The following is a 25,849-nucleotide window of genomic DNA, read 5'->3' on the forward strand; positions in this document are numbered from 1 at the left end:
ATTAATTTGTTACTTCTTCTTCAATTAACATTGTCCCTTTTTCTTTTAGGTTTGTATGGAAAGAGAATGCTTTTTCAAGAATATGTGGTGTTTGACCACCCACCTTCTCTTTTGCTTCTTCAAAGTAGGCACGTAATTGTGGTCTATACTTAGGATGTGCAATTTCGATAAGCTTTTCTGCTCTCTTCACTGGTGGCAATCCGCGAAGATCAGCATATCCTTGCTCTGTCACAATAACATCTACATCATGCTCTGTATGATCAACATGTGATACAAAAGGAACAATCGTTGAAATCGCTCCATTTTTTGCTAAAGAGGATGTTACAAAAATTGTAATTCTAGCATTTCGAGCAAAATCACCAGAGCCACCAATACCATTCATAATTTTTGTTCCATTAATATGCGTCGAATTAACATTTCCATAAATGTCCACTTCGATTGCCGTATTAAATGAAATTACACCTAAACGACGAATCACTTCTGGATTGTTCGAAATTTCTTGAGGTCTAAACATAATTTTATCTTTGTATTTCTCTAAATCCTCCGCTAATGAATCAACACGCTTCTTTGAAAGTGAGAATGCAGTACCAGCCGCAAATTTAACGATACCCGCATCAATTAAATCAAAGACACCATCTTGTAATACTTCAGAAAATACTTCTATATCTTTAAACTGAGAATTTTGCATACCATTTAAAACCGCATTCGCAACAGACCCTACTCCAGATTGCAATGGCGCTAATGATTCTGGTAATTTTCCTGCTGCTACTTCACTGGCAAAGAAGTCTAATAAGTGATTAGCAATTTGCTGTGTTTCTTCATTTGGTTCAAATAATGGTGAAGGAACATCAGGCTGTTCTGATAAAACAATTCCTTTTACCTTTTCTGGATCAACTTTAATGCCCGCTTCTCCAATTCGATCCGAAACATTATAAATTGGAATTTCTCTACGCTCACCTTGTTCTTTTTGTACAAAAATATCATGAAGTCCTTCATACGCTCTAGGTGCAGTTGTGTTGATTTCAATGATAACGTTTTCAGCTTTTTCCACAAAGATTGGTGAATTTCCTACAGAGCCAGTTGGAATAATATAACCATCCTCAGTGATTCCAGCTGCTTCAATAATGGCATAATCAATATTGCCTAATGTTCCTTTTCGTACTTCTTCTGCTGTATGTGATAAATGCTGGTCAATGTAGTATATTTCCCCTTTATTGACTTGCCCACGCATTACAGCGTTTCCTTGGTAAGGAACACGTAAATTAATGATGCCAGCTTCAGCCATTGATTGGTCAGCAGTTGGCCCTAATGAAGCTCCTGTATATAGGTTGATTTTAAAGTCTTCTTGCTCACCACGCTTAGAAAGTGCAAGTGGAAATTCTTTTGGCTCACCGAACAGTGTAAAGCCACTCATGCCGAGGTTCATTCCATCTTCAATCCAAGAAGCCGCTTCTTCAGCTGAAACAACTTTGTCTAAAAACGCTTCATTTCTAATGAATTGACTTAAATCTTTTCCCATTAACAATCACCTCATATTAGTTTAGTATTTCCTTGTGACTTTATGAATTTTTAACACAAAAATTCATAAGTATTCTTACTCTCTTTGCAATATTTATTTCTGCTTTTCATAAGCTGTCTTATCTACATTGTAAGAAGGACTTTATCTCTCGTCTATTACATTATTTCTATGATAATGATAGATAAAAACTATAATACAAAACTAGACAAAGAATTAATGGCATCTTTCTCTGTGTGAAAATGAAGCTTTTCAATTTCACATACTAATAATTTAATATATTCACGTGCTGCATAATTAATAAAACAGTTCTTTTTCATCACAAGATAAACGCCTCTTGTTAAAGATGGGTCTTTAATATGTTGGAAATACAAATCTTCTGTATCATAAAATTCGTATAGTGTACGCGAAACAATACTACAACCAATACCACTCCGAACAAAATTTAAGATAGATTTAATACTAGACGTTTCCACAATAGGCTCTAATTGCTTGCCTATTTCATAGCCAACCTTATCAAGTAATTTTCTACATTGATGCATATTTGGAAATAAAATAAGAGGACTATCTAAAATAGAACAAAATGATATTTTTGATTCTTCATGATATTGATTACTAATCAGATAAAATTCTTCATCATACAGTTTTGTTACTTGCAACATATCATATTCATTAAGTTGGAAGCTAATACCGAAATCAGCTTGATTTTCTAAAACGGCCTTTTCTACCTGATCTGTCGTTTCAATAAAAACCTTAATGTTTGGATAGAGCTGATTAAATTGAATACATAACGTAGATACCAAATCTGTTATTTCTCCTGGCAACACTGCAATCTTTACTTCCCCGATTTCTACTTTCGAGAATGCTGCAATTTGAGAAGCCATATTTTGAATAGAGCCTTGAATATTCAATGCTTCCTGTTGGACAATTTCCCCTACCTTCGTCAGTTCAATTCTCTTACCAACACGATTAAATAGTGAATACCCTATCTCTTTTTCAAGTATTCTAATTTGATGGCTTAAAGTGGGCTGTGAAATTCCTAACTTTTCAGCGGCTTTTGTAAAATGTAGCTCTTTACTAACCATTAAAAAATACTCTAAATGCCGTAATTCCATACTACCCCAACCCTTTCTTATGAAATTTCCATGCACATTGTAAAAATTATCTATCTTTTATACATTATCCACTAATTCGGTTATTCTATCCACCACTTATCACTAAACAATAAAAATAGGCTGTCCAAAAAGATAATATCTTTTTGGACAGCCTTAACTTCTATAATAACTATTTGCTAAAAACTAGTGCGCTTACGCTAGTCACAAAGGAGCCGTTTTAAAAGACTTTGCAAACGACTCCTTTTCTATTTTAATAATTCCTGTAGCACTTGCTCTGCTACCTGCTTACCTTGCTGTACACACTCGGGTACAGATATGCCCTCAAAAGAGCTACCTGCTAATTTAACCGTTGGAAAGTGTTGCTGTAACTCCTGCTTAATGCGCTGTACTTTTGCCTCATGCCCAACAGTATATTGTGGCATAGCATTTTTCCAGCGTGTAACAACAGTTGTAATAGGTGCTCCATCTACACCAATTGTTTTTTGTAAATCTTGAAGAACTGTCTTTTCAATCTCAGTATCGGATAGTGCAACAATGGCTTCATCACCCACTCGTCCAATATAGCTACGCAATAAAATATAATCCTCTGGTGCAGTACCTGGCCATTTTCGATTCATCCATGTACAGGAGGTTATTGAAAAATCACTATTTCGAGAAACATAAAAAGCAAGTGCATCTAAATTTCCAAGCTGTTCTTTTTTAAAAGCCATTGTGACAGTTGCAATTGTTGCAGCCTTCATTGTCCCTAACTCATTTAACAGCTGATGCTTACTAAACATTTTTTCTACCGTATCGAATGGTGTTGCAATAATAACCGCATCAGCCTTTATATGTGAGAAGTTATTGAGCATCACCTGAACCGAGCCATCCTTGCCATGCTCAATTTCCTCAACCTTCACACCTTTCATAACAGTTCCAGGAAGTAATGAATCTTCTAAACTTTCAGTGAGTGTTTCAAGACCATTGCTAAAGGTTTGAAAGATTCCTTTATTTTCATCTACAAGATGATTATTTAAGAAGTTTGTGCCAGACTTCTTCATACCAATTAGTAAACTACGATATTTTTGCTCTAAGCTATAAAGCTGAGGGAATGTTGAGCTCATGCTTAATTGCTCAATATCCCCCGCAAATGTACCCGCTAGTAACGGTTCAACTAAATTTTCCACAATCTCTGCGCCAAACCTTCTTCTAAAAAAAGCTCCTAACGGTTGGTCATCATCTTGTTCAGAGCGAGGAATAAAAAAATCTCCTGCTGCCCGAACCTTACCACTAAGCGAGAATAAGCCTGAGGTAATAAATGATGAGATATGTGGCGTTTCTCCAGATAACAGATGACTAGGTATTGGATAAAGTGCGCTACCAACAGCAATATAGGTTGGCCCTGCATTGCTTGTTCTAATTTTTTGCTCAATACCAAGATCCTTTGCTAAAGCATTAACATAGTTTTCACGATCAAAAAAAGATTCAGGTCCACGTTCAATAATAAAACCATCTTTTCTTAATGTTTGAATTTTTCCGCCAAGACGTAATGACGACTCGACAAGTACGATATCTAATGGCAATTCTTTTGTGATTGCTTCTTTTTGCATATAGAACGCAGCTGTAAGGCCAGTAATACCACCGCCAACAACAACTACCTTTCGTCTTTTCTGAGTCACCAACATCATCACTTTCTTTTCGCTTAGCTTAATTTTTTATGAATCGCATCTACCATCGCATCAATAAATAATGGATGTGTATTTGGCATCGCTGGACGATAGTATTTTGCGCCAAGTTCATCACAAACAACTTTACATTCAAAATCATTATCATACAGCACTTCTAAATGCTCTGTTACAAAGCCTACTGGTGTATAAACAAATGAACGGAAACCTTTTTCCTCATATAAATCACGTGTTAAATCTTGCACATCAGGACCAATCCAAGGCTCTGGTGTTTGCCCTGCTGATTGCCAGCCAACCTCAACATTTTTTAAACCTGTTGCTTGCTGAATAAGTCGAGCTGTTTCAATTAATTGCTCTTCGTAAGGATCACCTAAGCTTTTAATTTTTTCAGGTAATGAATGTGCTGATACAATTAAACATGCTTTTTCACGTTCCTCGTCAGACATTGCAGCAAATGTAGCATTGACTTGTTGCTTCCAATACTCAATAAATTTTGGCTCATCATACCATGATTCTACAGAAGTAATAGCTAAACGTCCGTTAGCTGCTTCTACTGCACGCCCATTATAGGATTGAATAGAGAATGTTGAAAAATGAGGTGCTAAAACAATCGAAACCGCTTCTTTAATACCCTCTGCCACCATTTGCTCTACCGCATCCTCAATAAATGGATGGATATGTTTTAGGCCGATAAATAATTTATATTCTACCGCATCCTGTACTTCATTTAAACGTGCACATAATGCTTCAGCCTGTGCCTTTGTTGCTGCTGCTAATGGTGATAAGCCGCCAATCGCCTCATAACGACTGCGTAAATCTTCTAAATGCTCCGCAGAAGGTTTACGACCATGACGAATATGCGTATAGTAAGGTTCTATATCTTCTTCTTTGTAAGGTGTTCCGTATGCCATTACCAATAAGCCTTTAACTTCTTTCATTACCTTTTCACCTCTAAAATTATTTTTATACATTATGTGACAAAAAGAAGCTGCCCAATCTTTTTATTGGACAGCTCCTTTTCTATAATGGCATCCATCGCTCATTATAGAAAAGGACTTATTATTAAGAACGTGCTTGAATTTGTTGTGCACTATATTCATGAATTAATGTAGTAAGACGCTTTAAGACATCTGGATTAACCTCTGGAAACACACCATGTCCTAAGTTAAAAATATGTCCTGGCATTTCTAAGCCTTGATCGATAATATCTTTTGTACGCTTTTCAATTACTGACCAATCTGCTAGCAATAGGGAAGGGTCTAAGTTACCTTGTACAGGCTTTGTAATACCATGTGTACGTGCTTCTTTAATAGGTAAACGCCAGTCTAGGCCTACCACATCAATCGGTAGATCGTTCCATTCCTTCGCTAAATGGCTAGCACCAACACCAAATTGAATCAATGGCACATTTTCCTTTTGTAGCTCTGCAAAAATACGCGTCATAATCGGTTTAATGAATACACGATAATCCTCAACATTTAAGGCTCCAACCCACGAGTCAAACACTTGGATAGCTTTGGCTCCAGCTTGAATTTGAGCCGTTACATCGGCAATAATCATATCAGCTAACTTATCCATTAATGCAAACCATGCTTGTGGCTCTGATACCATAAATGATTTTGTTTTATTATAATTTTTTGAAGGACCGCCTTCAATCATGTAGCTCGCAAGTGTGAATGGCGCGCCTGCAAAGCCAATTAATGGTACATTAAGCTGTTCTTCTGTTAACAGCTTAATTGTTTCTAATACAAATGGCGTATGCTCCTTCGCATCAAATTCACCTAGATTTTCTACATCTGCAACCGAACGAATAGGATTTGCAATAACAGGACCAACGCCTGCTTTAATTTTGACATCTATCCCAATACCAGGGAGAGGTGTAACAATATCCTTATACAAAATTGCTGCATCAACATTGTAATTTTCGACAGGAAGACGTGTAACATACGCACATAGCTCAGGTTGATGTGTAATTTCTTCTAAAGAATATTTTTCTTTAATCGCACGGTATTCTGGCTGTGAACGTCCCGCTTGTCGCATATACCATACAGGCGTATGTGCTACCCTTTCTCCACGTGCCGCACGTAGAAGTGTATCATTAAAAGTTGTCATGAATAGTTCCTTCCCCTCAATAAATTCCTATTATAAAAAAAGCCTTGTTTATTCCTTTATTATTGATATCCGTTTTCAATAGTAAACGCTTCCTCTGTTATTGTATAGTTTTCCTTATGAAATGTCATAAAATTGTTCTTTCTAGACAGTTTCTTTTCACACGAGGCGTTAGACTTATGCTTAAAAGGGTATAATCACGCTATAGTTAGTAAGATTGAGAAGGAGGGTAAAATAATGCACATTTATTTAACTTCTGGCACTGGCGATTTTTTAGAGCAGGTAAAAAACAAATATCCAAATGAGCATATGATTTTAATTCATGGAGATGGTAACTCTGTACTGATACATGAAACAGCAGGAAAAACAGTGTTTGCAACACCTCGTAAATTTGAGGTGCTGGATTCAGTCAATGACTTAGAGGAACGTGGCTTCTTTGTTTTCAACAATATTCCTGTGACAGATGAAGGACGACCCGTTTTCGAACACCGCTTTTTAGAGCGTTCACGTGTTATTGAGGACGAACCGGGGTTTGTAGCATTTCGCTTGCTGCGACCTATTAAAAGCGATACTTATATCGTTATGACCCAATGGAATGGACCACATTCCTTTGAAGCATGGAAGAGCTCTAAAGCATTTGAAGCAGTACACCCTAAAAGGGATGACTCAACAGGCATACGCCAGCAAAATATTTTTTCAGCAGCTTCCTATCTAACTACTTATAGCGCGATACCAAAAGAAGAAGATACAGAGTAAAAAATAAAAGAGAGTCACCTAGAAAGAACCCCTTTCTAGGCGAGGGCACTGAAAAACTTACATTTTTTACGATGAATTAGTTTTTCAAACAAAAATAAGGCACTTTCCATTCGTTTTTGAATGGAAGGTGCCTTATTTCTTTCTTTTTTCCTACTCTTTTTCACTCAGTAGTTTGAGTATCCGTTTCAGATTGACCGCAAAGATCGTCGTGGCTCCTTGAATTTCCATGCCAAATAAACCCGCCGATTTTGCTGTTTTAAAGCCGTGTGGGTTCTTTAATTCACTATTTTTCGCTTCGATTTTATAGCGTTTGCTGGCAAGTGCTTTGAATTCGGCTGTTTCCTGGAATGCTGCTTGTTCTTGATGTGTATCGGATTGAATCGTTACACTATACGTTTTACTTTTCGCCCCTTCCTTATAACAGCCCTCTCGCATCGGGCAAACTTTACATTTTTCAATATCAAAATGAAACGTTAAACTTTGATTCAGGGTTTTCCTGCCCGTACGTCTTTTGTGAGTTGCCATGTGCCCCGCTGGACAAACAAACATACCCGCATCCTTGTTATAATCAAATTCAATTTTCCGTTGTCCGCTGCCATTTGTGATTACTGGATTTAACTTTGAAATTAACTGAAACTGCTCCGATTTTGCATACACTAAATTCTCTTTCCAGGAATAGGCGGCATCACCAATCACCGTGTCAATTTCCATGCCGGCAGTTCTACTTTTCTCTACCAACTCTTGTAAATAGTGCCCATCACTTTTTTCACCCGTCGTCACAACCGCTGCTGTAATAATACGTTCATCACTCATCGCAATATGCGTTTTAAAACCAAAGAAAGAAGAATCTGCTGACTTATGGCCAACACGTGCATCCGGATCATTTGAATAGCTTAAATGATTCTCATAATCATCTATCACTTCTTTTAAAACATTTAATTTTTCTTTCACAGCCGGGATTTGTGCAACCTTTGATTGTGTTTCGACTGCTTCAACTACTTGACGACAGTAATCTAATTCTTCTGTGACTTCATTTGACGCAGGCTTCTCAGGGAATTTTCCGACCATGTTTTCGTCTAGTTGATACACGGCTTTACGTACATTTTTGGATTTTTCCTGTAAAAATTCTTTGGGCGTTTTCTGGTTATATCGCGCTTTTGTATGGGTAGCGTCGACAATCACCATTTTACTAAGGAGTAGTCCTTTCTCTAAAGCAATTTCAACAGTTTTCTGAATCAGTAAATCTAATAAATTCATATCTTGAAGACGGAGTCGACGGAATTTTGTCAGGGAACTGGGGTCGATCACTTCCTCTTCTGGTGCCATATCTAAAAAATATTTAAAGGACATATCGAATTTTGAACGTTCGATAAGGTCGGCATCCGACAGGTCATGAATCGCTTTTAACAGTAAATATTTAAACATGCGAATCGGTGGAATCGCGTTACGGCCATTAACTAAACAGTATTTCGATTTTAGTTCGTCTAGAATAAATGAGAAATCCACAAGTTCATTGATTTGGCGAAGCATATTGTCCTTTGGAATAATTAAATCGTACAACGCCATGTACGGGCTTAAATTGAATGTTTCCTGTTTAGAAATCATGGTCGCACCACCTTTTATTAGTCCTTTAATTATACAGGAAATTTGTGAGATTATACGAGAGGAAAACCCTTCTAGTGATGAAAGTGGTCCCAGTTGATTGGAATGGAGGCGGCGACTTCTGCGGGAACAGCACGAGCGGAAGCACCCGGACTGAGCAAAGCGAGGGAGAAGGCTGGAGCCGTGCCCGCGAAACGCGTCCGCCGCAATGGAAATCAACGGCATCGAAGAAAAAGAGAGTACAGGAACGAATATTCGTTCCTGTACTCTCTCACTTGTGCCTGAGGGACTTTTTCAGTGCCCTCTTTCTAGGCGACTCTCTTTTTAAATTTATCCCGTAATTAACAGCGAGGATGAAGAACGCTTATTAATTGAAGTTTGACGTTATTATTTAGAAAGCTTTGCTGTTAATTCACTAATTACGATTATGATTGCTATGACAATATAAAACATTGGCTGGGCAATAGCACATAAGCCAACAATAACGGCTTGTATTATCATCGCTAGCCGTACAATTTGCCTTACAGCAATTTGACGAGCATTATCTGGCAATGGATATAGCATGTCCATACGGAATTCACCGCTTGACAGCAATGCTTGCTTTAATTGAATGGTTGTGGCAAAGCTTAATGCGCCTGCAACAATCCATGTTACAACAGGAATATCTACAAAGGCTGCAATAATAGCTGCAATCGCTGTCAGACGAAGCCATAAATAGAAATGGTCATCTGTACGGACAAAGGTACGAAATACTAAATATTTTTGAGCGTTATCTTTACCATATGGAATAAATTTGTATAACCAATCAAGCCAGCTACGACGACGAATACTACCACGTAGATGCGGCACATCCGTAAAATAATTAGCAAAGCGGTAAAAGCTCATCATCCGATTTTGCTCAAGCTTGACAAAATGCTCATACGGCACAGGCTCACCGCTAGACTTTTTGCGAAAAACGATCATATAAATAATGCTAATCACTGTTGCAACAATAGCTAATAGTAGCTGCCCCTGAAGAGCCATATAGATAGCTGCAATAAATATAACCGCTCGAATTAATCTGTCCACCCAAACAAGTTGTCCACGCTCACTATAACGATAGCTAAATTCACCTTGTACACTTATATACTTTAGGACAACTACAAGTAAAAATATCAACCAAATATTTGCCGTTGTTAAAGCTGTCACTGCCTTTAATAATGGAATACTCACAATATAGACAATCGCTACAATCCATACTTGAGAAAAAAATGTCCATGTTAGAGCTTTGCTAAAATACTGTGGCATTTTAGACTCCAATGGCAGGAGGTATACTTGGTCTGGCTCTCTTAAGAGCGTAGTAGGACGACTAAAAATCAATAATAACCCAATAATAATGGCTATTACGATTTCTGCTGGAAAATCTGTTTGCACCACTTTCAACCATTCGCTATATTGGTAGCCTCCCGCTCCAATCAAAAAGACAAGTACAATGGCAATATGCCCTGTAAAAATAAATTGCATATATTTCTGTACTTCCCCTATGTAGTGCATAAAGCGAGAAGACCATACATCACGCAAGTTCTTCATGGTCCCGCTCCTTTGTCATTGCAATATATAGGTCATCTAATGTGGCATTTGGCATCGCGAAGGCTTGACGTAAATCTGCCATTGTTCCCTGTGCTCGCACACTTCCTTCATGCAATAAAATAATTCGATCACAATGCTTTTCAGCAGTCGATAAAATATGCGTAGACATTAATATCGAGGCACCCTCTTTTTTCTTTTCATCCATTTGATCTAATAATGATTGAATCCCAAGTGGGTCTAGCCCGACAAATGGCTCATCAATAATATAAAGACTAGGATTCACTAAAAAGGCACACATAATCATGACCTTTTGTCGCATTCCCTTTGAAAAATGGGATGGAAACCAATTTAATCTTTTTTCCATTCGAAATTCCTTTAATAAGGTAGCTGAGCGGGCATCAAGCGTAGCCTTATCCATGCCGTAAGCCATTGCTGTTAATTCTAAGTGTTCTCTTAATGTCAGCTCATCATACAGTACAGGGGTTTCAGGAATGTAGGAAAAGGCTGTTCGATACTTGTCAGTATCCTCCTTTAACGTGACACCATTTAACCGAATATTCCCTTCCTTTGGCAACATCGTGCCGATAATATGTTTAATCGTTGTACTTTTACCAGCACCATTCAAGCCGATTAAGCCAACAAGCTCTCCCTTTTCAATTGTAAAAGATAAATCTTTAATAACAGGTTTTCTCGTATAGCCACCCGTCACATGTTGTACCTCTAATACCGGCATACCCTCACTCCTCTTCTTGTTTTATCCCGTATTAACAGGCTATAAGACCCCCACTTCAAACTAGTTAGCAGAAACGAAATGTTTAAGTAGGGAGCCAACAGCCTGTAAAAACCCGATTGGTAGTTTCACTTTATATTTTATCAAAAATTAGCAAATGATACAGGTTTGAGTATGTTAGAATATACTTACATATACGATAAGGGGGAGATTCTTATGAGCGATTGCCTATTTTGTAAAATCATTGATGGCTCTATTCCAAGTACAAAAGTTTATGAAGATGACCATGTCTATGCATTTACAGACATTTCACCTGTCGCAAAAGGTCATACATTATTAATTCCAAAGCAGCATTGTCAGGATTTATTTGAAATGCCAGAGGATGTGGCACGTAATTTATATGCTGTCGCACCAAAAATCGCCAATGCCATTAAAGCCGCATTCCAGCCAATTGGCTTAAATACGATTAATAATAATGGTGCAGCAGCCGGACAAACTGTTTTCCATTACCACTTACATTTTATTCCGCGTTATGATGAAAAAGAAGGTCTAGGCTTGATTTGGCAAACACAAAACTATACATCAGAGCAATTAGTAGAAGTGGCGGAAAGCATTAAAGCACACCTTTAAATCACGTTTTTAGCATAATTGTATTGCAATTTTCAAAATTTTAACGTACAATCACAAATAAGTTTCGCTCACGGCTATGAGGGCACGTTAGGAAACAATTAGATTAGTTGAGTTGAGGAGAGATTAGAAAATGAATACGAAAAATTTAGTATTAATGGCACTTTTAGTAGGTGTCGGTGCAGCTCTTTATGTAGTTACACCTGGAATGGTAAATGGCATGAAGCCTGATTTTATGTTAACAATGATGTTTATTGGGATTTTATTATTTCCTACTGTGAAAGAAACATTTTTACTTTCTCTAGCAACAGGGGTACTTTCAGGTTTATTTACAACGTTCCCTGCTGGTCTTGTGCCAAATATTTTAGATAAAGCTGTGACAGGCTTTGTATTTTTAGCTGCTGTATTGCTGCTTAAAAAATTAGCAAATCATCTTGCTGTAGCTACGATTTTAGTTGGATTGGGTACAATTTTATCTGGAACTGTTTTTTTATCCACAGCACTTTTTGTCTTCAATGCCAATGTGGGCGCAACGTTTGCCATGTTATTTGTAGGCGTTGTTCTTCCAGCTGTCGTATTTAACATTGTTGCCTTTGTAGTGATCTATCCAATCGTAACAAAATTAGTAAAGCGTTCTAAATTTGTAACAGCAATTTCTCAAATTTCATAAACAAACAAAAGTAAGAACTTGTAGCAATGGTGCGAAACGCCTGCTACAAGTTCTTTTATGTTAATTTTATCTACCATCAGAAAGCTAATATGTGGTCATTCATCACAATATTAGTTTCTTTTTTATTTTTGTATTCACGGATTTCATGGTTTAATAGTAGGTAATCATGATAAGAAATGAGGTAGACAAATATGAAAGCAAAACCATTTTTACTTGGACTTACAACAGGCATTATTGGCGGCACAGTTGCTGTACTTTTCTCCACACCACAATCAGGACAACAGCTACGTACTTCCTTAAAACAAAATGCAGATCAAACAAAGGGAATGCTCTTGGATGTAAAACAACAGGTAGGCACTGTTAAACAATCTGTCAATTCACTAACAAATGAAGTTAAAAATAATATTCCTCTAATAATAAATGATTTAAAACAAACTATTACTACTTTTACAGAGGAAATTGAGCCAAATAAAAATAATTTACAACAAGAAATAGAAGCATTACAGAATTCAATAAGCGAAATCGAGAAAAACATCGCACAAATCATAAAAAGCAAAGAAAAATCTCAAGAAAAAATCAACGACTAAAGACCCTTTAAATTGAATATAATTCTATATTTTTATTAAATTAAATTGTAATAATGTTATTTTTTAACCACTTTTAATTTTTTAATTTTTCGAACTTTAAACTTTTTTCCTTTACTGCTATAATATTTTTAAAAATGTGAAAGAAAGCAGTAGGTGATGGCTTTGTCAGAGGAATTATACACACAAAAAGAAGCGATGCTTTATAGTCAAAGAATCGCGCAATTATCAAAAGCTCTATGGAAAGCGGTTGAAAAAGATTGGCAGCAATGGATTAAACCCTATGACTTAAATATTAATGAACATCATATCTTATGGATTTCTTACCATTTAAAAGGGGCTTCTATTTCAGATGTAGCAAAATTTGGCGTGATGCATGTTTCAACAGCGTTTAACTTCTCTAAAAAATTAGAGGAGCGTGGACTCCTTAAATTTTCAAAGCGAGATGACGATAAGCGTAATACGTATGTTGAGCTAACAGATGCTGGCACAGACCTAATAATCGAAATGAATAAAAACTATCATAATACGTATCATTCTGTACTGGAAGGGTCACTGGCATTAAAGGACCTATATGGTCGTTTCCCAGACTTTTTAGATGTAATGGCTGTTATTCGTAATATTTATGGTGAGGATTTCATCGATATTTTCGAACGCTCCTTCCAACATTTCCGTGATTCCTTTGACACGCTTGAACAACGTACACCTGTAAAAGGATAAGATGAAGCTTCACTTATAAAAAAGGAGGTATTTCAGAAATATTTCTGAAACGCCTCCTTTTTCTTGCATTCTAACATTATTCACTTTACAGTAAATAGGACACTTCCTATTTTCGGAGTTGATAATAAACGATGCATTGTTGGAAAATTTTAAACTTAGAACATCATTACGGCACTACGCGTATTATTATAATGAGCGTTATCACGTTTCTGCTGGTCTTTTGCACTTCTTATGTAACCTTTAATTTATTCAATGAGGAGCATTATACAGATCATTTATTTTGGCTCTTTGTAATAGCTGTTATTATATTGTATCCGATTCATAAATTTTTACATTTTCTTGCACTATATGATTTACGACAGCATTTAAAGTTGCGTGTACGTGCTCAATTTTATATTATTCCTGTATTGCATATGCGTATTCGTGAGCCATTAGCAAAAAATCGTTATATTTTAGCATTATTAACGCCCTTTATTGTGCTTAATACAAGTATTTTATTGGGTACACTGCTTTTACCGCAATATACACATTATGGTACGTTACTATTTGCTTATCATTGTAGTTTATGTTTAATTGACATTCTTTACGTGAAATATTTACTACATTCACCAAAAAATTCACAAATAGAGGAAACGCCTAAGGGCTATGAAATTTTAGTGCCACCAACGGTTCACTAAATTACTTGTACTTGTGTTTTGATGACGTTCTTTGTTATGCTATTACTATTGAAAGAGGGGAGGAATAGACTTGCTATTAATGATTGTAGTTCTATTCTCGGTATTCTATTTATTTCAAATAAACCGCATGACATATACGCTATGTGTGCGACGTGAAATTCCCGAAGAAAACCAACCAAAAGTATTCCGAACGATCAATATACTTATTACGATTTTACTTGTTTCATTCTATATTGAAGTTTTATACGCTGTATAATGACAACCAAAAAGACATTCGCACCAATCATACGTATAACAATAAGTTGAGCCCCCATGCAACAACTTAGTATTCTTCGTATGCAATGCAAATGTCTGACAAGAAAAGCTAAGAGCCTTACACTCTTAGCTTTTCGCCATTTTATTAATTAGTATAGGAACGCTGCACCAACGATAATTAATAAAATAAATAACACAACTAATAAAGCAAAGCCTGAGCCGTAGCCACCGCCACCGTATCCTCCGTTGCCCATAACTTCACCCCCTTTCTTTTCTATATCCTATGCGCTTTGAATTTTGAAATATGGGCAATACTCAAGGGGGAACCATTTTGTTTTTAAATCGTTTATGTTATAGTAAAAAATGGACGAAACCATGTTAGGAGAGAATATCCATTATGAAAAAGACAGTTTTATCTTTAACATTAGCTGCTTCTGTTTTAGCGCTTGGCGCATGTAGCGGAGGAGATGATAAGGCACTTGTTACTTCTAAAGTAGGCGATATTTCAGTAGCTGATTTTAATGAAAAAGCAAAATCGTTAACAGGCTCATATGTTGTACAACAAATGCTAACTGAAAAAGTATTAGCTGATAAATATGAAGTAACAGATAAAGAAGTACAAGAAGCATATGATATGACAGCTGCGCAAATTGGCGACAATTTCGAACAAGCACTTGTGGAGAGTGGCTTAACAGAAGAAGGCTTTAAAGATTCTTTACGTGTACAGCTTCTGCAAGAAAAAGCTATAAAGGATTCATTTGATACAAAAAAATATTATGAGCAAATGAAAACCGAGCTAAACGGTCGTCATATTTTAGTAGCAGATGAAGCAACAGCAAAAGAAGTGATTGAAAAAATTAAAGGCGGCGCTAAATTTGCGGATGTAGCGAAAGAATATTCAACAGATACAAGCTCTGCTGAAAAAGGTGGCGAGCTTGGCTGGTTCTCTGTTGGGGCAATGGTCGATGAATTTAATGATGCTGCATATGCACTTGAATTAAATACATTAAGCGAGCCTGTTCAATCAGACTTTGGCTATCATATTATTGAAATTACGGACAAGCGTGATGTAGAAGGTATTGGCTCATTTGAAGATGAAGAAGAAAATATTATTAATACGATGTTTGCCAAATTAAAGCAAACAGGTACTGACCAAATCGTTGCTAAAGATATTGTGGCAAAATTAGCAAAAGATATGGATATAAAAACATCTGATAAAGAATTAGAAGAATCACTAAAATTCTTTACAACAACAAGTGAAGAGCAAGCAAAAGCGGCTGAAGAAGCAGCAAAGAAAGCTGAAGAAAAAGCTGCTAAAGAAGAAGCTGACAATAAAGACAAAGCAGAAGATACTGACAAAGAAGCTGAGTAATCAGGATAACTATACTATCAACAAAAGGGAGCATCCGAAATAACGAGATGCTCCCTTTCCTTTTCTACTTCACTTTAAATTGGCTGATTTCCGCTTGTAAGTCATTTGACATTGTTTGAAGAACATTTGCTGAGCTTGCAATTTCCTCATTTGACGCAGTTTGTTGCTCTATTGATACAGCAATATGCTGTAAACCTGAGGATGTGTCGTTCGCAATTTCTACAATCTCTTTTACGGCATCACCTGTTTGGCTTGCCTTGTCATTGACACGCAAGACAATATTTGTTACTTCATTTGTACGAAGACTAATCTGCTGCACATAATCTACAATATTTTTAAAAGCATCGCCTGTCTGTTCAACGGATTCTCGACCTTCATCTACAAATTTTGTACCACTATTAATAGCATTAACAGCACCTGATGTTTGGTTTAAAATATCGTCCACTAATGTTCGAATATTATCGGCAGCCTTTCCTGATTCCTCCGCTAGCTTTCTAACTTCATCCGCAACAACTGCAAAGCCTTTTCCTGCTTCTCCTGCTCGTGCCGCTTCAATGGATGCATTCAATGCAAGTAAATTTGTTTGATCTGTAATGCTTGTAATTAACGCGACAATCGTACTGATTTCCTTTGATTTTTCACCTAAAGCATTAACAACCTCTGTTGATTGGTGAACAGAGTCATTAATTGTATTCATCTTGTCAATGGTCTGTTCAATTAACTGTAATCCTAAATCAGCCTTTTGGTTCGTTTCATTCGCTATATCTGCAACTGCCTGTACAGCAGATGAGGCATGGTCCATATCTTTAATAATTAAATCAGCAGAACCAGATAATAAATCTAATTGCCTTAATTGTCCTTCTGCACTGGAGGCAATGCTTCCAATAGCGTCAGAAATCGTTTCCACTGTCTTACTACTTTGCTCTGTAATAGCTGTAAATTCCTTTGTATACTCCGAAACATCTGTAGATGCTTTATTTGCCTTCTCAATAACTGTACCGATTTGTGTTAGCATATGATTAAATTCAGTTGATAATTGCCCAATCTCATCTTTGAATTTATCATCAATACGTACTGTTAAATCGCCATTAGCAGCCTTTGTCATTGCCTTTAGCACACAGTTAATACGCTTTAACACAATATATCTTGTACATAATGAAATAATAACTGTCCCAATGAATAATGAAATAAATGTATTGATAGCAACACCTGCGCTACCATTTAATGCAACTACTTTTTCAACTTGATGGCTAATAAATTCTGAAACATATGAGCTAATAAATAAGCTTATTCCTATAGCCAGTATCATTTTAAAAATTAAGCTTTTCCAAAATTTAATTTTCTGCGAAAAAAGTACCTCTTTCTCCATTGTTTTTCCCCATTCTTATGTATTTCTTCTTATATTCTAAAATAAATACTAGCATTGGTACAATGGATAGCCTCTAAAACTTTCTAGTTATATATTTCAACCTATAAAAACCATACTTTAATAGCAATTAGGAAATAAAATAATTACACTTATTAACAATTTTTACTAACTTTATATTGTATGTTCTTTTGTATAAATCATTACACTCGCCTCTTCAAAGGTGTTCACTATTTCCTCTGGTATTTTACAATCTGTAATAATGCCATCCACAATTGTAACTGCACCAATTTTAAAAATAGCTGTTTTATAAAATTTAGTGTGATCTATCACAGCAAATGTTGTTGTGGCATTCTTTAGCAGCGCCTGCTTTACAGCTAACTCATCTAAACCATAATCTAGAAAGCCTTTTTCTACGGATACACCGCTGGCACTCATAAAAAATGTATCAATATGAAATTTTTCCACAAAGGCTACAGCTTCTTGCCCCTCTAGACAAAGCTCCGAGTTTTTTAATTTCCCCCCCAGGTAAAAATACCGAAAAATTAGGGTTTTGTGCTGCAATAGTTGCAATGGTTAAACAATTTGTAACGATGGATAGCTGCTGAAATGCTGTCACTAAATATTTCATTATCTCTGTATTAGTTGTGCTAACATCTAGCGCAATGCAATCGCCTTCTTCTACAAATGTTGCAGCGACCTTTGCAATTTCTGCTTTCCATTCCCTATGAATCGTTTCATGCACAATAAAATTTGTTTCTTTAATATTACGCTTTTTTAAAATTGCCCCCCCATGTACACGCCTTACCTCCCCTGCCGCTTCAAGGTATTCTAAATCTTTTCGAATGGTTTCAGGTGTTACAGCAAGCAACTCGCTTAATTCAGTTACTCGCACTGTCGCATTGGTATTTAACGCCTGGCGTATTTTTTCGATACGTTCATCTCGCAGCATATAAAGTCCTCTTTCTTTTTTTCTTTATTATATTTTTTTGTTTTACTTTGTAAAATCAAAATTACAATTTATTAAAATGTGCTTAAAAAAGTATCTCTATAATAAAAAAACGAATAAAACAAAATAAAAACAAATAAAAACGAAAGGCAGGATGTCGTGACTTCCATCAAAATTGAAATGAATCATTTATCGAAAGGCTATAACGATGTAGATAAACCAATTATTAAGGACCTTAATATGGAAATTAAGGAGGGTGAAGTTCAGCAAATTGGTACACCTGAGCAAATTTATCGTAAACCATTGGGGAGAAATTCTAAAACAACTAGAGGTGACGGATGATTAAAGGGATTTTATTTGATAAAGATGGCACATTAATTGAGTTTAATAGTCTATGGATTAATCTAACCAAAAAAATTGTACATGACATTATTAAGCAATATAATATTGATGAGAAAAATACTATCCCAATGCTGGAGGTTCTTGGTATTCAAGCTAACGATACGCTTGTGAGTAATAGTTTAATTGCGAGTGAAACTTTATACGATTCAGCGCAGGCTTTAGCTCCATTTATAAATGAAAGCACTGAAACGCTATATAAATTATTAGATGAAATGTATTATGTAGGTACATGTCAACATCCAGATGCAATTAAGCCTATAGGAGATGTAAAAAAATTATTTCAAGAATTGCATAATAAAAATATTCGCGTTGGGATTGTTACTGCTGATCAGTACAACGTCACAGCATTTACACTTCAGTATTTAGGGCTGATGCCTTATGTGGATTTTATTGCAACAGCTGATACGTATCCTAAAAAACCTTCTCCAGAGGCTTTACATGCATTTTGTAATAAATTTAACCTTCAACAAAGCGATGTTATTCATATTGGTGATACAAAAGTAGATATGTTATTTGGGCAAAATACTAAACAGCCTGTAGGTGTATTATCTGGTACGTCAGATTTAGCTACACTACAGCAATATTCAACAACTGTTTTACCAACAATTCATGATATAGTTCATCACTTCCGCTTATAGTTTCATATCTTAATTAAGCAATTAATAAACGCTCCCTTTTCTGTTGGAATGGGAGCGTTTATTTCTATTGTATTCAGTTATTGCAAGCTGCCTGCTAAATTGTTGGCTTATAGAAGGAGCGGTTATCGAGTGGGAATAGTCGCTCTGTAAATTCGCCTGGTGTTGTTTTTCCTAATGCTCTTGTTAGCATATTCATCTTCGCATCAATATTATCAATATAATGTAAGATTTCTGCTTCCTGTAGCATTGGCTTTTTCGGGCTACCCCATTCTTCCTTCCCATGATGAGATAATACCATATGTTGTAGTAGCATTACCTCTTCACCTTCAATATCTAGCTCGCTAGCAATTTTCGCAATTTCATTGACCATAATCGTAATATGACCTAATAAATTGCCTTCTACTGTATACATTGTAGCTACTGGCCCTGATAATTCAATGACTTTACCAATATCATGTAAAATAATACCTGCATATAATAAATCACGGTTTAATGTTGGATATAAATCTGCAATTGCTTTGCCAAGTCGTAGCATAGACACCATATGATCTAATAGACCTGATGCATAGTCATGATGGTTTTTAGTGGCAGCAGGAAACACTAAAATAGCCTCCTGATGCTTTTTAATTGTCGCTCTTGTAATACGTGAAATATTTGGATTTTTAATGTCAAAGAAAAATTGTGTTAATTCTTCATACAGCTGTTCTTTTGGCGTTGCAGAGGATGGCACTAAATCATGAATCGCAATACCTTCTTCTGGCTTTGCAACACGAATTGACTTAATACGCAATTGATTTTTCCCTCGATAGTCATGTATTTCTCCACCAACACGGACAATCGCTTCCGCATGATACATTTTTTCATGCTCTTCATTTGTATCCCATAGCTTTGCCTCAATATCGCCACTTTTATCTTGTAAGATAAGCGACATAAATGGCTTTCCAACTGTTGTAATTCCTTTTGTCGCTTGTTTAATTAGTAAATATTGGTCAACCGGCTCTCCTACTTGAAGTGTTGTAATGCCTTTCATGTCGACGCCACTCCCCTTTCATTTGCTAGCGCTGCTATATCAACAATTTGCTCTTTTTGCCAATGTGTAAGCATTGCATCATGGCAAGTAAAATATAAAATTTGACGTTCATATCCTACTTCTTTCATTAATTGTACCATTTTGTTTGTACGGTTTCGATCAAAATGGACAAATGGATCATCCATTATCAGTGGAAATGGCGCAGAAGCTGCCAATGTTTGTGCAAGTGCCATACGCAATGCAATATAGGCTTGCTCCTTTGTTGCCTGTGATAATTCAACCATTTGATAGCGTAATCCAGCCATATCTTGTGCCATAAAGTAACCTTCATCATTAATGGATAGCTTTTCATAACGCCCATCTGTTAATAAGCAGAATATCTTATTGACCTTTGTTAAAACATGTGGTAGTTTTTCCTCTCGAAGACGGAATAACGTTTCATGGATAGCTGTCGCCACAGCCTTTTTGGATGCCCATTGCTCCACAAGCTGCTGTAGCTGTGCTTTCTCTTGCTCAAATTGTTGAAGTAATTGTCCATAATTTTGATCATTTAATAGTTGGTCTTTTTGAATTTGTAATGTTGCACGTTGCTCAAGGCATTGATCAATTTCCTGTTGCACTAAGCTTTGCTTCTGCTCTAACACAAGCATCTCTTCCTCAACAGATGCCTCTTCTAGACCTTGTTGAGTTATAAGATTCAGTGATGCTAACTGATCTTGGATTGCTTGAAGCTCTGCTGTAATTTTTTTCTGTTGTTCAAATTGCTCATGTATCTCATAATACGCTTGCTCGTGTTGAGCATTTGCAGCATTAAATAGCTGGCTAATATTAGCTGTATAGCTCTCAATGCGCGACTGCACACCGTCCATCGTAACACTAAGACTAGCTAATTGTTCTGTTGTTTGCTGTGCTTGTTGCTGATTTTGCTGTGCTTCTAGATAGGCTGTACGTAAATACATATATATTTCTTGCTCATTATACACCCCATCTACAATCCGCTGTAGCCGTTGATAAAGTACCTGCTTTTCTGCCTGTACTGTTTGTAATAGATGATGCGTACTAGCCTTTTTAGTTGCTAGCTCCTGCACACTACGAATACGTGTAAATAATTCAGGCATTAATGTTGTAGCTATAGTGCCTTGTAATCGATAACGCTTTAAAAATTGTTGCAAGGCTTGTATGGCTTCCTCGCTTACTATTTCAGCCTGCTGAATTTTATATTCAAGTTGAGCATAGCGCTGTTCTTTTTCCTTTTGCTGTTCATTTACATGTAGCCAACGCTCCTCAAGCTGTTGCTTCTTTAGTAGCACTGTTTGCACATTTGCTTCTTCTTGCTCTAATTTGCGTATAAGCTGGCTTTGTTCCTTACTTGGCGTCTTATAGGCTTGTCTACTATATTTTATAAGCACTAGTATAATGACTGATAAAACTGCTCCAATAACCATTACCGCTATATTTTTTTCCAGCACACCATAGACAAACGATAAAAGCCCAACCATACATACAAGCCATATCACATAATGAGGCTGCTGTTGTTTGGCACGCTGCCATTTTTCAGCACGTAATTGCTCAAGCTGCCGTTTACGTTGTGGCCACTGTGCTAAAATATGTTCTTCCTCCTGTGTTAATGACTCTTGCTTTAGTTGTTGCTGTTGCTTTGCAATAGCATCTAAATCTATATGAACCTGTTCCATTGAACGCTCATAAAACTGAAGCTCTATCTTTGCCTCCTCTAGCATGCTTAATTGCTGCTGAAATTGCTCTTCTTGCTGTAAGGAAACTGTTTCGCCAAGAACAATTTCCTGTGCCTCTTGTTCCTGCACACCTAATAAACGAAATTGCCCTTCAATTTCTTGCTCCAACAAATAAAGACTATCTTGTAAATTTTGCTCTTTTACCATTAGCTGATGCCATGTTGCCTCTTGCTGTAGAAGAAAAGCCATTTCATTTAGCGTTTGTTCATCTAGTGTAGCAAGTATGTTATTTTCTAATGCTTGATATTGCTCCTGCAATTGCTTTAGCTTTTGATTTTCGTGTAATAGACGGTCTTTTAGCTGCTCATAGCGTCTAATGCCTTCTGCTGGAAACTGTATATGCTCATACTTTGTCAATGTTTGCTGCAATATCTGTTGTTGCTTCAGAAGCGGCAATGCCTGCTTTTGGACGGTGAGCTGCTGCCACTGCTGCTGCTGTAATTTTTGAGTATGATAGAGCTGCTCTAGCCTTTGTTCAAGTATCTGTAATTGCTGTAATTTATCCTCAAATGTTCGAATATTGCCTTGCTCCTGCTTAATTGTTCGTTCAAGTTGCTTTAACTGTGCAATTTTTTGGTTTATCACTGGCACTTTACCTGTTTTTTTAAAGAGCTCACCAGCTTCTTTTTCCATTCTCTTTTCAAGAGCAGATAAATGCTGAATACCTGTCGTTCCTGAGGCAAGCAATAAATGCGTGAGCTCTTCCTCTGACATTTTTTCAATCCCTTGTAGCTCATGTAATGAAAAAGAAAAGATGGATTCAAAGGATGCTTTGGAATACCCATATAATAACTTTGCTAATAATTCTTCTTGTCCAGTTGTACCATCCTCCAAATAAACTGTCACATCTCCTATTGCCTTGCCTTTCACACGTTCAATTGTGCATTGACCATACAATGGATGCGCTACTATCAATTGACCACCGTATTTTGTTGAAATTTTCGGCTCATATCTGCGCTGTGCTTGCTGTTTTGTTGGAAAGCCAAAGAGGATTTGTAAAATAAATTGCTGAATGGTTGTTTTACCTGCCTCATTCGCGCCATAAAAAATCGTGACACCGTCTTTTAAAGTAATAGTGATATTTTCATGCTTGCCAAAGCCATAAATTTGGATTTTTTGTATTGTCAGCATGTAATTCACACCCTTTGAATTTCTTCTACTAGTAATGCCTGTGCATTGTTCACTAACTGTTTTATATCTTTCTCAGTTAGAGCTTCAATCAGTCTAGCACCACCTGCATATTGGTATAAATCCTTTAAAATATCTTGCCATTCACTACTATCCCATTGCTCCATTAAGCTTATAATGGATTGCGTAGTTGTTGTATGCTTATCTAATGGCGCAGGCTTTTGCAATACCAGTTTTTGAACCCAGCACATCGGCTCTAGCCCTTCCTCAGCCTCTCGAATTGTTTCTAACCATGTATCAACTGTTGCATGCTCAAATAAAGCCTCTGCTTGTTCATCAATCTGTTGTAAGCGTAGCTCTACTACTGATGCACCGTACGTTGTGCGATTAGCAGCAATCACTTCTGCACATTTATTTAATAATTCATTAGCATGTACAATATTTGTACAATCCACCTCTAGCGTGCTATAAACAATCGCAGAAGTAGGCACAAATTCTAGCTCGGCAGTATGTTGTGCTAATGTTACATCATAAAAGCCTTTTATTCCTTGCTCATTGCGATGTCGGCTTTGAATATTGCCTGGATAAACAATTGGTGGCTCTCGATGTAAAAGTTGTCGCTTATGAATATGACCTAAAGCCCAATAATGATAATTTTTTTCAAGCAACTGTTGCTTTGTAAAAGGTGCATACATAGCATGTGATGTGTCGTTTGCCTCGCTGCCATGAAGCATCCCAATATGAATGGTTTGCTGATTCTGTGCAATGGGGTATGTTTCAACCATTGACTGATTAAGATGACGCTCTCCATAGCTAAATCCATAAATATTAACTTGCTGACCACGAATATTCAATTGCACAACCGTTGTTTCGGCCGGTAATTCATAAACATTACTTGGCAAAGCAAAGCGTGTCCATGTCCCATTTAAGTGATCATGATTACCATAGCTAATAATAACAGGAATATTATGTTGAAAAAGCCTTTCCATAGCATCTTGAAATCTTCGCTGTGCTTGCAAGCTACGATTTTCACCATCATAAATATCTCCTACAATTAGTAGAAAATCAGGCTTTTCTTCAATTGCCTTATTAATAATTTTATCAAAGGCTTCAAAGGTGCTTGACCGAATCCTTCTTAAAATATGTTCAGGTAAGCCAAATAAACCTTTAAACGGACTATCTAAATGTAAATCTGCCATATGAAAAAAACGAATTGTTGACATCCAATCACCCCAACTAATTATTGTGTTGTTAGTTGCTATAAGCCTCCAACAAGACAGCTATCCTACGGACCGAATATTTGTTCTATTTTACCATATTTTTTATGTCATGAGAAATGGTATAACTCTAAAAGTGCTTTTGTCTTATTTTTTCCACAATTTTTGTAATTTATCAAAATATTCACTAGTTTTATCGTGAAGTTTAGAAATCTTCTATGTATAATAGAGATATATTTAAGTAAAAGGGTGGGGTTTGTTATGGAGAATTATCGTTTTACAGCTTTTGAAAAAACAGGGGAAACATTATTTGATGAAACATGGACATTTGAAAACGATGAAGAAGCTAAAGTAAATGGACAGCAGCAAATTGAAGAAAAAGGTGTCGCTGATAAAACACATCGCCTTGTCAACTCTTCAGGTAAATTAATTTTGTTCCATGTTTAGTGGCTAGTAAAAGGCACGCAGTAAATTTTGCTACGTGCCTTTTGCTATAGTTATTTTCCAACAAAAGCAGGCGTCCTTTTCTCTACAAATGCCTGGATACCTTCCAGATGGTCAGCCGTTTTACGCATAGCTGATTGCCCTTCTGCCTCCATTGCTAAAATATTTTCTAGCTGTGGTAAATTTTGAGCATGCAGAATTTTTTTCGTTGTAATCATCGAGGAAATAGGTGAAGCAAGCATTTTACCTACAAGCTGATCCGCCATTGCAAATACTGTGCCATCTGGTGCAAGATAATCAATTAATCCTGCTTCTAATGCTTCTTCGGCAGTTAATACTTTCCCTTCCCAAATCATTTGTTTCGCTTTTACAGTACCTACACGTTCCTTCATAAAGAAGTGCCCGCCGCCATCTGGAATAAGCCCTATCCCAATAAAGTTCATTGCTAACTTACTATTTTCACATGCCACAACAATATCTGCCCCTAATGTTAAACTAAAGCCCAATCCTGCCGATGCACCGTGAACTGCTGCAATAATAATCATTGGTAGCTGATAATATGCCTTGACAATACGTGTAAGGTAAGTCATTGCCTCATCAATATCTAGCGGATTGTCTTTATCAAGCATTGCCTTAATATCGCCGCCTGCTGAGAAAACCTTCCCTTCCCCACGAATCACAAGCACCTGTATATCTTGCTCCTGCTGCAATGCCTCAAAGCATTCCGCAAGCTCACGCATCATTACCCCATCCATTGCATTCATCGCTTGTGGTCTGTTCAATGTTAGTGTTGCACGGCGTTCTAATTTTTCTAGTGTGATTGTTGAAAATTCCATCTCCATTACCCCCAAATATGAATAGTCATTCACTATGTAGTATTCGTGTTTTTTTAGAAAACTCCTTCTATCCTACGCAAAATTACGCTTGTTATGCTATATTAAAGGACGAATATTGT

The 25,849-nt window shown here is 36.6% G+C and carries 27 protein-coding genes; 11 read left to right on the forward strand and 16 right to left on the reverse strand.

The window, feature by feature from the left end; translation table 11 throughout:
- Window position 1: 1 nt before the first annotated feature.
- The 5 genes from MHB42_RS15945 to hemE form a co-directional block, all read right to left on the reverse strand.
- Window positions 2–1,519 carry a succinate CoA transferase gene (locus MHB42_RS15945; RefSeq protein ID WP_340807396.1) on the reverse strand — a complete coding sequence of 506 codons (1,518 nt, stop codon included), beginning with the start codon at window positions 1,517–1,519 and terminating at the stop codon, window positions 2–4.
- Between the two features lie 188 nt (window positions 1,520–1,707).
- Window positions 1,708–2,631 carry a LysR family transcriptional regulator gene (locus tag MHB42_RS15950; RefSeq protein ID WP_340807397.1) on the reverse strand — a complete coding sequence of 308 codons (924 nt, stop codon included), beginning with the start codon at window positions 2,629–2,631 and terminating at the stop codon, window positions 1,708–1,710.
- Window positions 2,632–2,876: 245 nt separating this feature from the next.
- On the reverse strand, window positions 2,877–4,298 hold the full coding sequence (gene hemY / locus MHB42_RS15955) for a protoporphyrinogen oxidase (protein WP_340808617.1): 1,422 nt from the start codon (window positions 4,296–4,298) through the stop codon (window positions 2,877–2,879).
- 14 nt (window positions 4,299–4,312) lie between these two features.
- Window positions 4,313–5,233 carry a ferrochelatase gene (gene hemH / locus MHB42_RS15960; RefSeq protein WP_340807398.1) on the reverse strand — a complete coding sequence of 307 codons (921 nt, stop codon included), beginning with the start codon at window positions 5,231–5,233 and terminating at the stop codon, window positions 4,313–4,315.
- 124 nt (window positions 5,234–5,357) lie between these two features.
- Window positions 5,358–6,407 carry a uroporphyrinogen decarboxylase gene (gene hemE, locus MHB42_RS15965; protein WP_340807400.1) on the reverse strand — a complete coding sequence of 350 codons (1,050 nt, stop codon included), beginning with the start codon at window positions 6,405–6,407 and terminating at the stop codon, window positions 5,358–5,360.
- A 234-nt stretch (window positions 6,408–6,641) separates the two neighbouring features.
- On the opposite strand from hemE, the gene MHB42_RS15970 reads away from it, so the two are divergent.
- Complete coding sequence (locus MHB42_RS15970) at window positions 6,642–7,160, forward strand: antibiotic biosynthesis monooxygenase family protein (RefSeq protein ID WP_340807401.1); 519 nt, start codon at window positions 6,642–6,644, stop codon at window positions 7,158–7,160.
- Between the two features lie 150 nt (window positions 7,161–7,310).
- Here MHB42_RS15970 and MHB42_RS15975 read toward each other — a convergent pair whose 3' ends face one another.
- The 3 genes from MHB42_RS15975 to MHB42_RS15985 form a co-directional block, all read right to left on the reverse strand.
- Entirely contained in the window at window positions 7,311–8,765 is a 1,455-nt protein-coding gene (locus tag MHB42_RS15975; protein WP_340805685.1) for an IS1182 family transposase, read from the reverse strand.
- A gap of 384 nt (window positions 8,766–9,149) precedes the next feature.
- Complete coding sequence (locus MHB42_RS15980; protein WP_340807402.1) at window positions 9,150–10,331, reverse strand: ABC transporter permease; 1,182 nt, start codon at window positions 10,329–10,331, stop codon at window positions 9,150–9,152.
- Window positions 10,315–11,064, reverse strand: a complete 750-nt coding sequence (locus MHB42_RS15985) for an ABC transporter ATP-binding protein (protein ID WP_340807403.1) — start codon at window positions 11,062–11,064, stop codon at window positions 10,315–10,317. The genes MHB42_RS15980 and MHB42_RS15985 overlap by 17 nt, the downstream gene beginning before the upstream one ends.
- Before the next feature lie 213 nt (window positions 11,065–11,277).
- Here MHB42_RS15985 and MHB42_RS15990 point away from each other — a divergent pair, with 213 nt between their 5' ends.
- The 6 genes from MHB42_RS15990 (at window position 11,278) to MHB42_RS16015 (ending at window position 14,595) form a co-directional block, all read left to right on the forward strand.
- On the forward strand, window positions 11,278–11,691 hold the full coding sequence (locus tag MHB42_RS15990; protein WP_340807405.1) for an HIT family protein: 414 nt from the start codon (window positions 11,278–11,280) through the stop codon (window positions 11,689–11,691).
- Between the two features lie 130 nt (window positions 11,692–11,821).
- Complete coding sequence (locus MHB42_RS15995; RefSeq protein WP_340807407.1) at window positions 11,822–12,358, forward strand: tryptophan transporter; 537 nt, start codon at window positions 11,822–11,824, stop codon at window positions 12,356–12,358.
- A 191-nt stretch (window positions 12,359–12,549) separates the two neighbouring features.
- Window positions 12,550–12,945: a YtxH domain-containing protein gene (locus MHB42_RS16000; protein WP_340807409.1), complete on the forward strand. Its 396-nt coding sequence runs from the start codon at window positions 12,550–12,552 to the stop codon at window positions 12,943–12,945.
- Window positions 12,946–13,101: 156 nt separating this feature from the next.
- Entirely contained in the window at window positions 13,102–13,662 is a 561-nt protein-coding gene (locus tag MHB42_RS16005) for an HTH-type transcriptional regulator Hpr (protein WP_340808618.1), read from the forward strand.
- Between the two features lie 131 nt (window positions 13,663–13,793).
- A complete protein-coding gene (locus MHB42_RS16010; protein WP_340807411.1) occupies window positions 13,794–14,339 on the forward strand; it encodes a DUF3267 domain-containing protein in 546 nt (181 codons plus the stop codon).
- Between the two features lie 70 nt (window positions 14,340–14,409).
- On the forward strand, window positions 14,410–14,595 hold the full coding sequence (locus tag MHB42_RS16015; protein WP_340807413.1) for a hypothetical protein: 186 nt from the start codon (window positions 14,410–14,412) through the stop codon (window positions 14,593–14,595).
- Window positions 14,596–14,743: 148 nt separating this feature from the next.
- Here the strand turns inward: MHB42_RS16015 and MHB42_RS16020 are convergent, their stop codons facing one another.
- A complete protein-coding gene (locus MHB42_RS16020) occupies window positions 14,744–14,848 on the reverse strand; it encodes a YjcZ family sporulation protein (RefSeq protein ID WP_004230765.1) in 105 nt (34 codons plus the stop codon).
- A gap of 143 nt (window positions 14,849–14,991) precedes the next feature.
- Here MHB42_RS16020 and MHB42_RS16025 point away from each other — a divergent pair, with 143 nt between their 5' ends.
- Entirely contained in the window at window positions 14,992–15,966 is a 975-nt protein-coding gene (locus MHB42_RS16025; protein WP_340807420.1) for a peptidylprolyl isomerase, read from the forward strand.
- A 64-nt stretch (window positions 15,967–16,030) separates the two neighbouring features.
- Here the strand turns inward: MHB42_RS16025 and MHB42_RS16030 are convergent, their stop codons facing one another.
- The 3 genes from MHB42_RS16030 to MHB42_RS16040 all read right to left on the reverse strand — a co-directional run bounded on the left by MHB42_RS16030 (window position 16,031) and on the right by MHB42_RS16040 (window position 18,284).
- A complete protein-coding gene (locus MHB42_RS16030) occupies window positions 16,031–17,335 on the reverse strand; it encodes a methyl-accepting chemotaxis protein (RefSeq protein WP_340807421.1) in 1,305 nt (434 codons plus the stop codon).
- Window positions 17,336–17,506: 171 nt separating this feature from the next.
- Window positions 17,507–17,800: a hypothetical protein gene (locus tag MHB42_RS16035; RefSeq protein WP_445299982.1), complete on the reverse strand. Its 294-nt coding sequence runs from the start codon at window positions 17,798–17,800 to the stop codon at window positions 17,507–17,509.
- Window positions 17,781–18,284 (reverse strand): DeoR/GlpR family DNA-binding transcription regulator, encoded by a 504-nt coding sequence (locus MHB42_RS16040; protein WP_340807424.1) that lies wholly within the window; start codon window positions 18,282–18,284, stop codon window positions 17,781–17,783. The genes MHB42_RS16035 and MHB42_RS16040 overlap by 20 nt, the downstream gene beginning before the upstream one ends.
- 156 nt (window positions 18,285–18,440) lie before the next feature.
- Here MHB42_RS16040 and MHB42_RS16045 point away from each other — a divergent pair, with 156 nt between their 5' ends.
- Both MHB42_RS16045 and MHB42_RS16050 read left to right on the forward strand, forming a co-directional pair.
- Window positions 18,441–18,623: a hypothetical protein gene (locus tag MHB42_RS16045; protein WP_340807425.1), complete on the forward strand. Its 183-nt coding sequence runs from the start codon at window positions 18,441–18,443 to the stop codon at window positions 18,621–18,623.
- The gene (locus MHB42_RS16050; RefSeq protein ID WP_340807426.1) at window positions 18,620–19,321 is read left to right on the forward strand and encodes an HAD family hydrolase; all 702 of its coding nucleotides are present in this window, start codon (window positions 18,620–18,622) and stop codon (window positions 19,319–19,321) included. Before MHB42_RS16045 ends, MHB42_RS16050 begins: the two co-directional genes overlap by 4 nt.
- Before the next feature lie 94 nt (window positions 19,322–19,415).
- Here the strand turns inward: MHB42_RS16050 and yhaM are convergent, their stop codons facing one another.
- From yhaM to MHB42_RS16065, 3 genes are read right to left on the reverse strand one after another with little or no spacing between them, the layout of a single operon-like run.
- Window positions 19,416–20,351 carry a 3'-5' exoribonuclease YhaM gene (gene yhaM, locus MHB42_RS16055; protein WP_340807427.1) on the reverse strand — a complete coding sequence of 312 codons (936 nt, stop codon included), beginning with the start codon at window positions 20,349–20,351 and terminating at the stop codon, window positions 19,416–19,418.
- Window positions 20,348–23,236: an ATP-binding protein gene (locus MHB42_RS16060; protein WP_340807428.1), complete on the reverse strand. Its 2,889-nt coding sequence runs from the start codon at window positions 23,234–23,236 to the stop codon at window positions 20,348–20,350. The genes yhaM and MHB42_RS16060 overlap by 4 nt, the downstream gene beginning before the upstream one ends.
- A 5-nt stretch (window positions 23,237–23,241) precedes the next feature.
- A complete protein-coding gene (locus MHB42_RS16065) occupies window positions 23,242–24,456 on the reverse strand; it encodes a metallophosphoesterase family protein (RefSeq protein ID WP_340807430.1) in 1,215 nt (404 codons plus the stop codon).
- Window positions 24,457–24,711: 255 nt separating this feature from the next.
- Here MHB42_RS16065 and MHB42_RS16070 point away from each other — a divergent pair, with 255 nt between their 5' ends.
- Window positions 24,712–24,897, forward strand: a complete 186-nt coding sequence (locus tag MHB42_RS16070) for a YhzD family protein (RefSeq protein ID WP_340807432.1) — start codon at window positions 24,712–24,714, stop codon at window positions 24,895–24,897.
- A gap of 50 nt (window positions 24,898–24,947) precedes the next feature.
- Here MHB42_RS16070 and MHB42_RS16075 read toward each other — a convergent pair whose 3' ends face one another.
- On the reverse strand, window positions 24,948–25,730 hold the full coding sequence (locus MHB42_RS16075; protein ID WP_340807433.1) for an enoyl-CoA hydratase: 783 nt from the start codon (window positions 25,728–25,730) through the stop codon (window positions 24,948–24,950).
- Between the last annotated feature and the right edge of the window lie 119 nt (window positions 25,731–25,849).

The sequence above is a fragment of the Lysinibacillus sp. FSL K6-0232 genome (genome assembly GCF_038008325.1).
GTDB lineage: Bacteria > Bacillota > Bacilli > Bacillales_A > Planococcaceae > Lysinibacillus.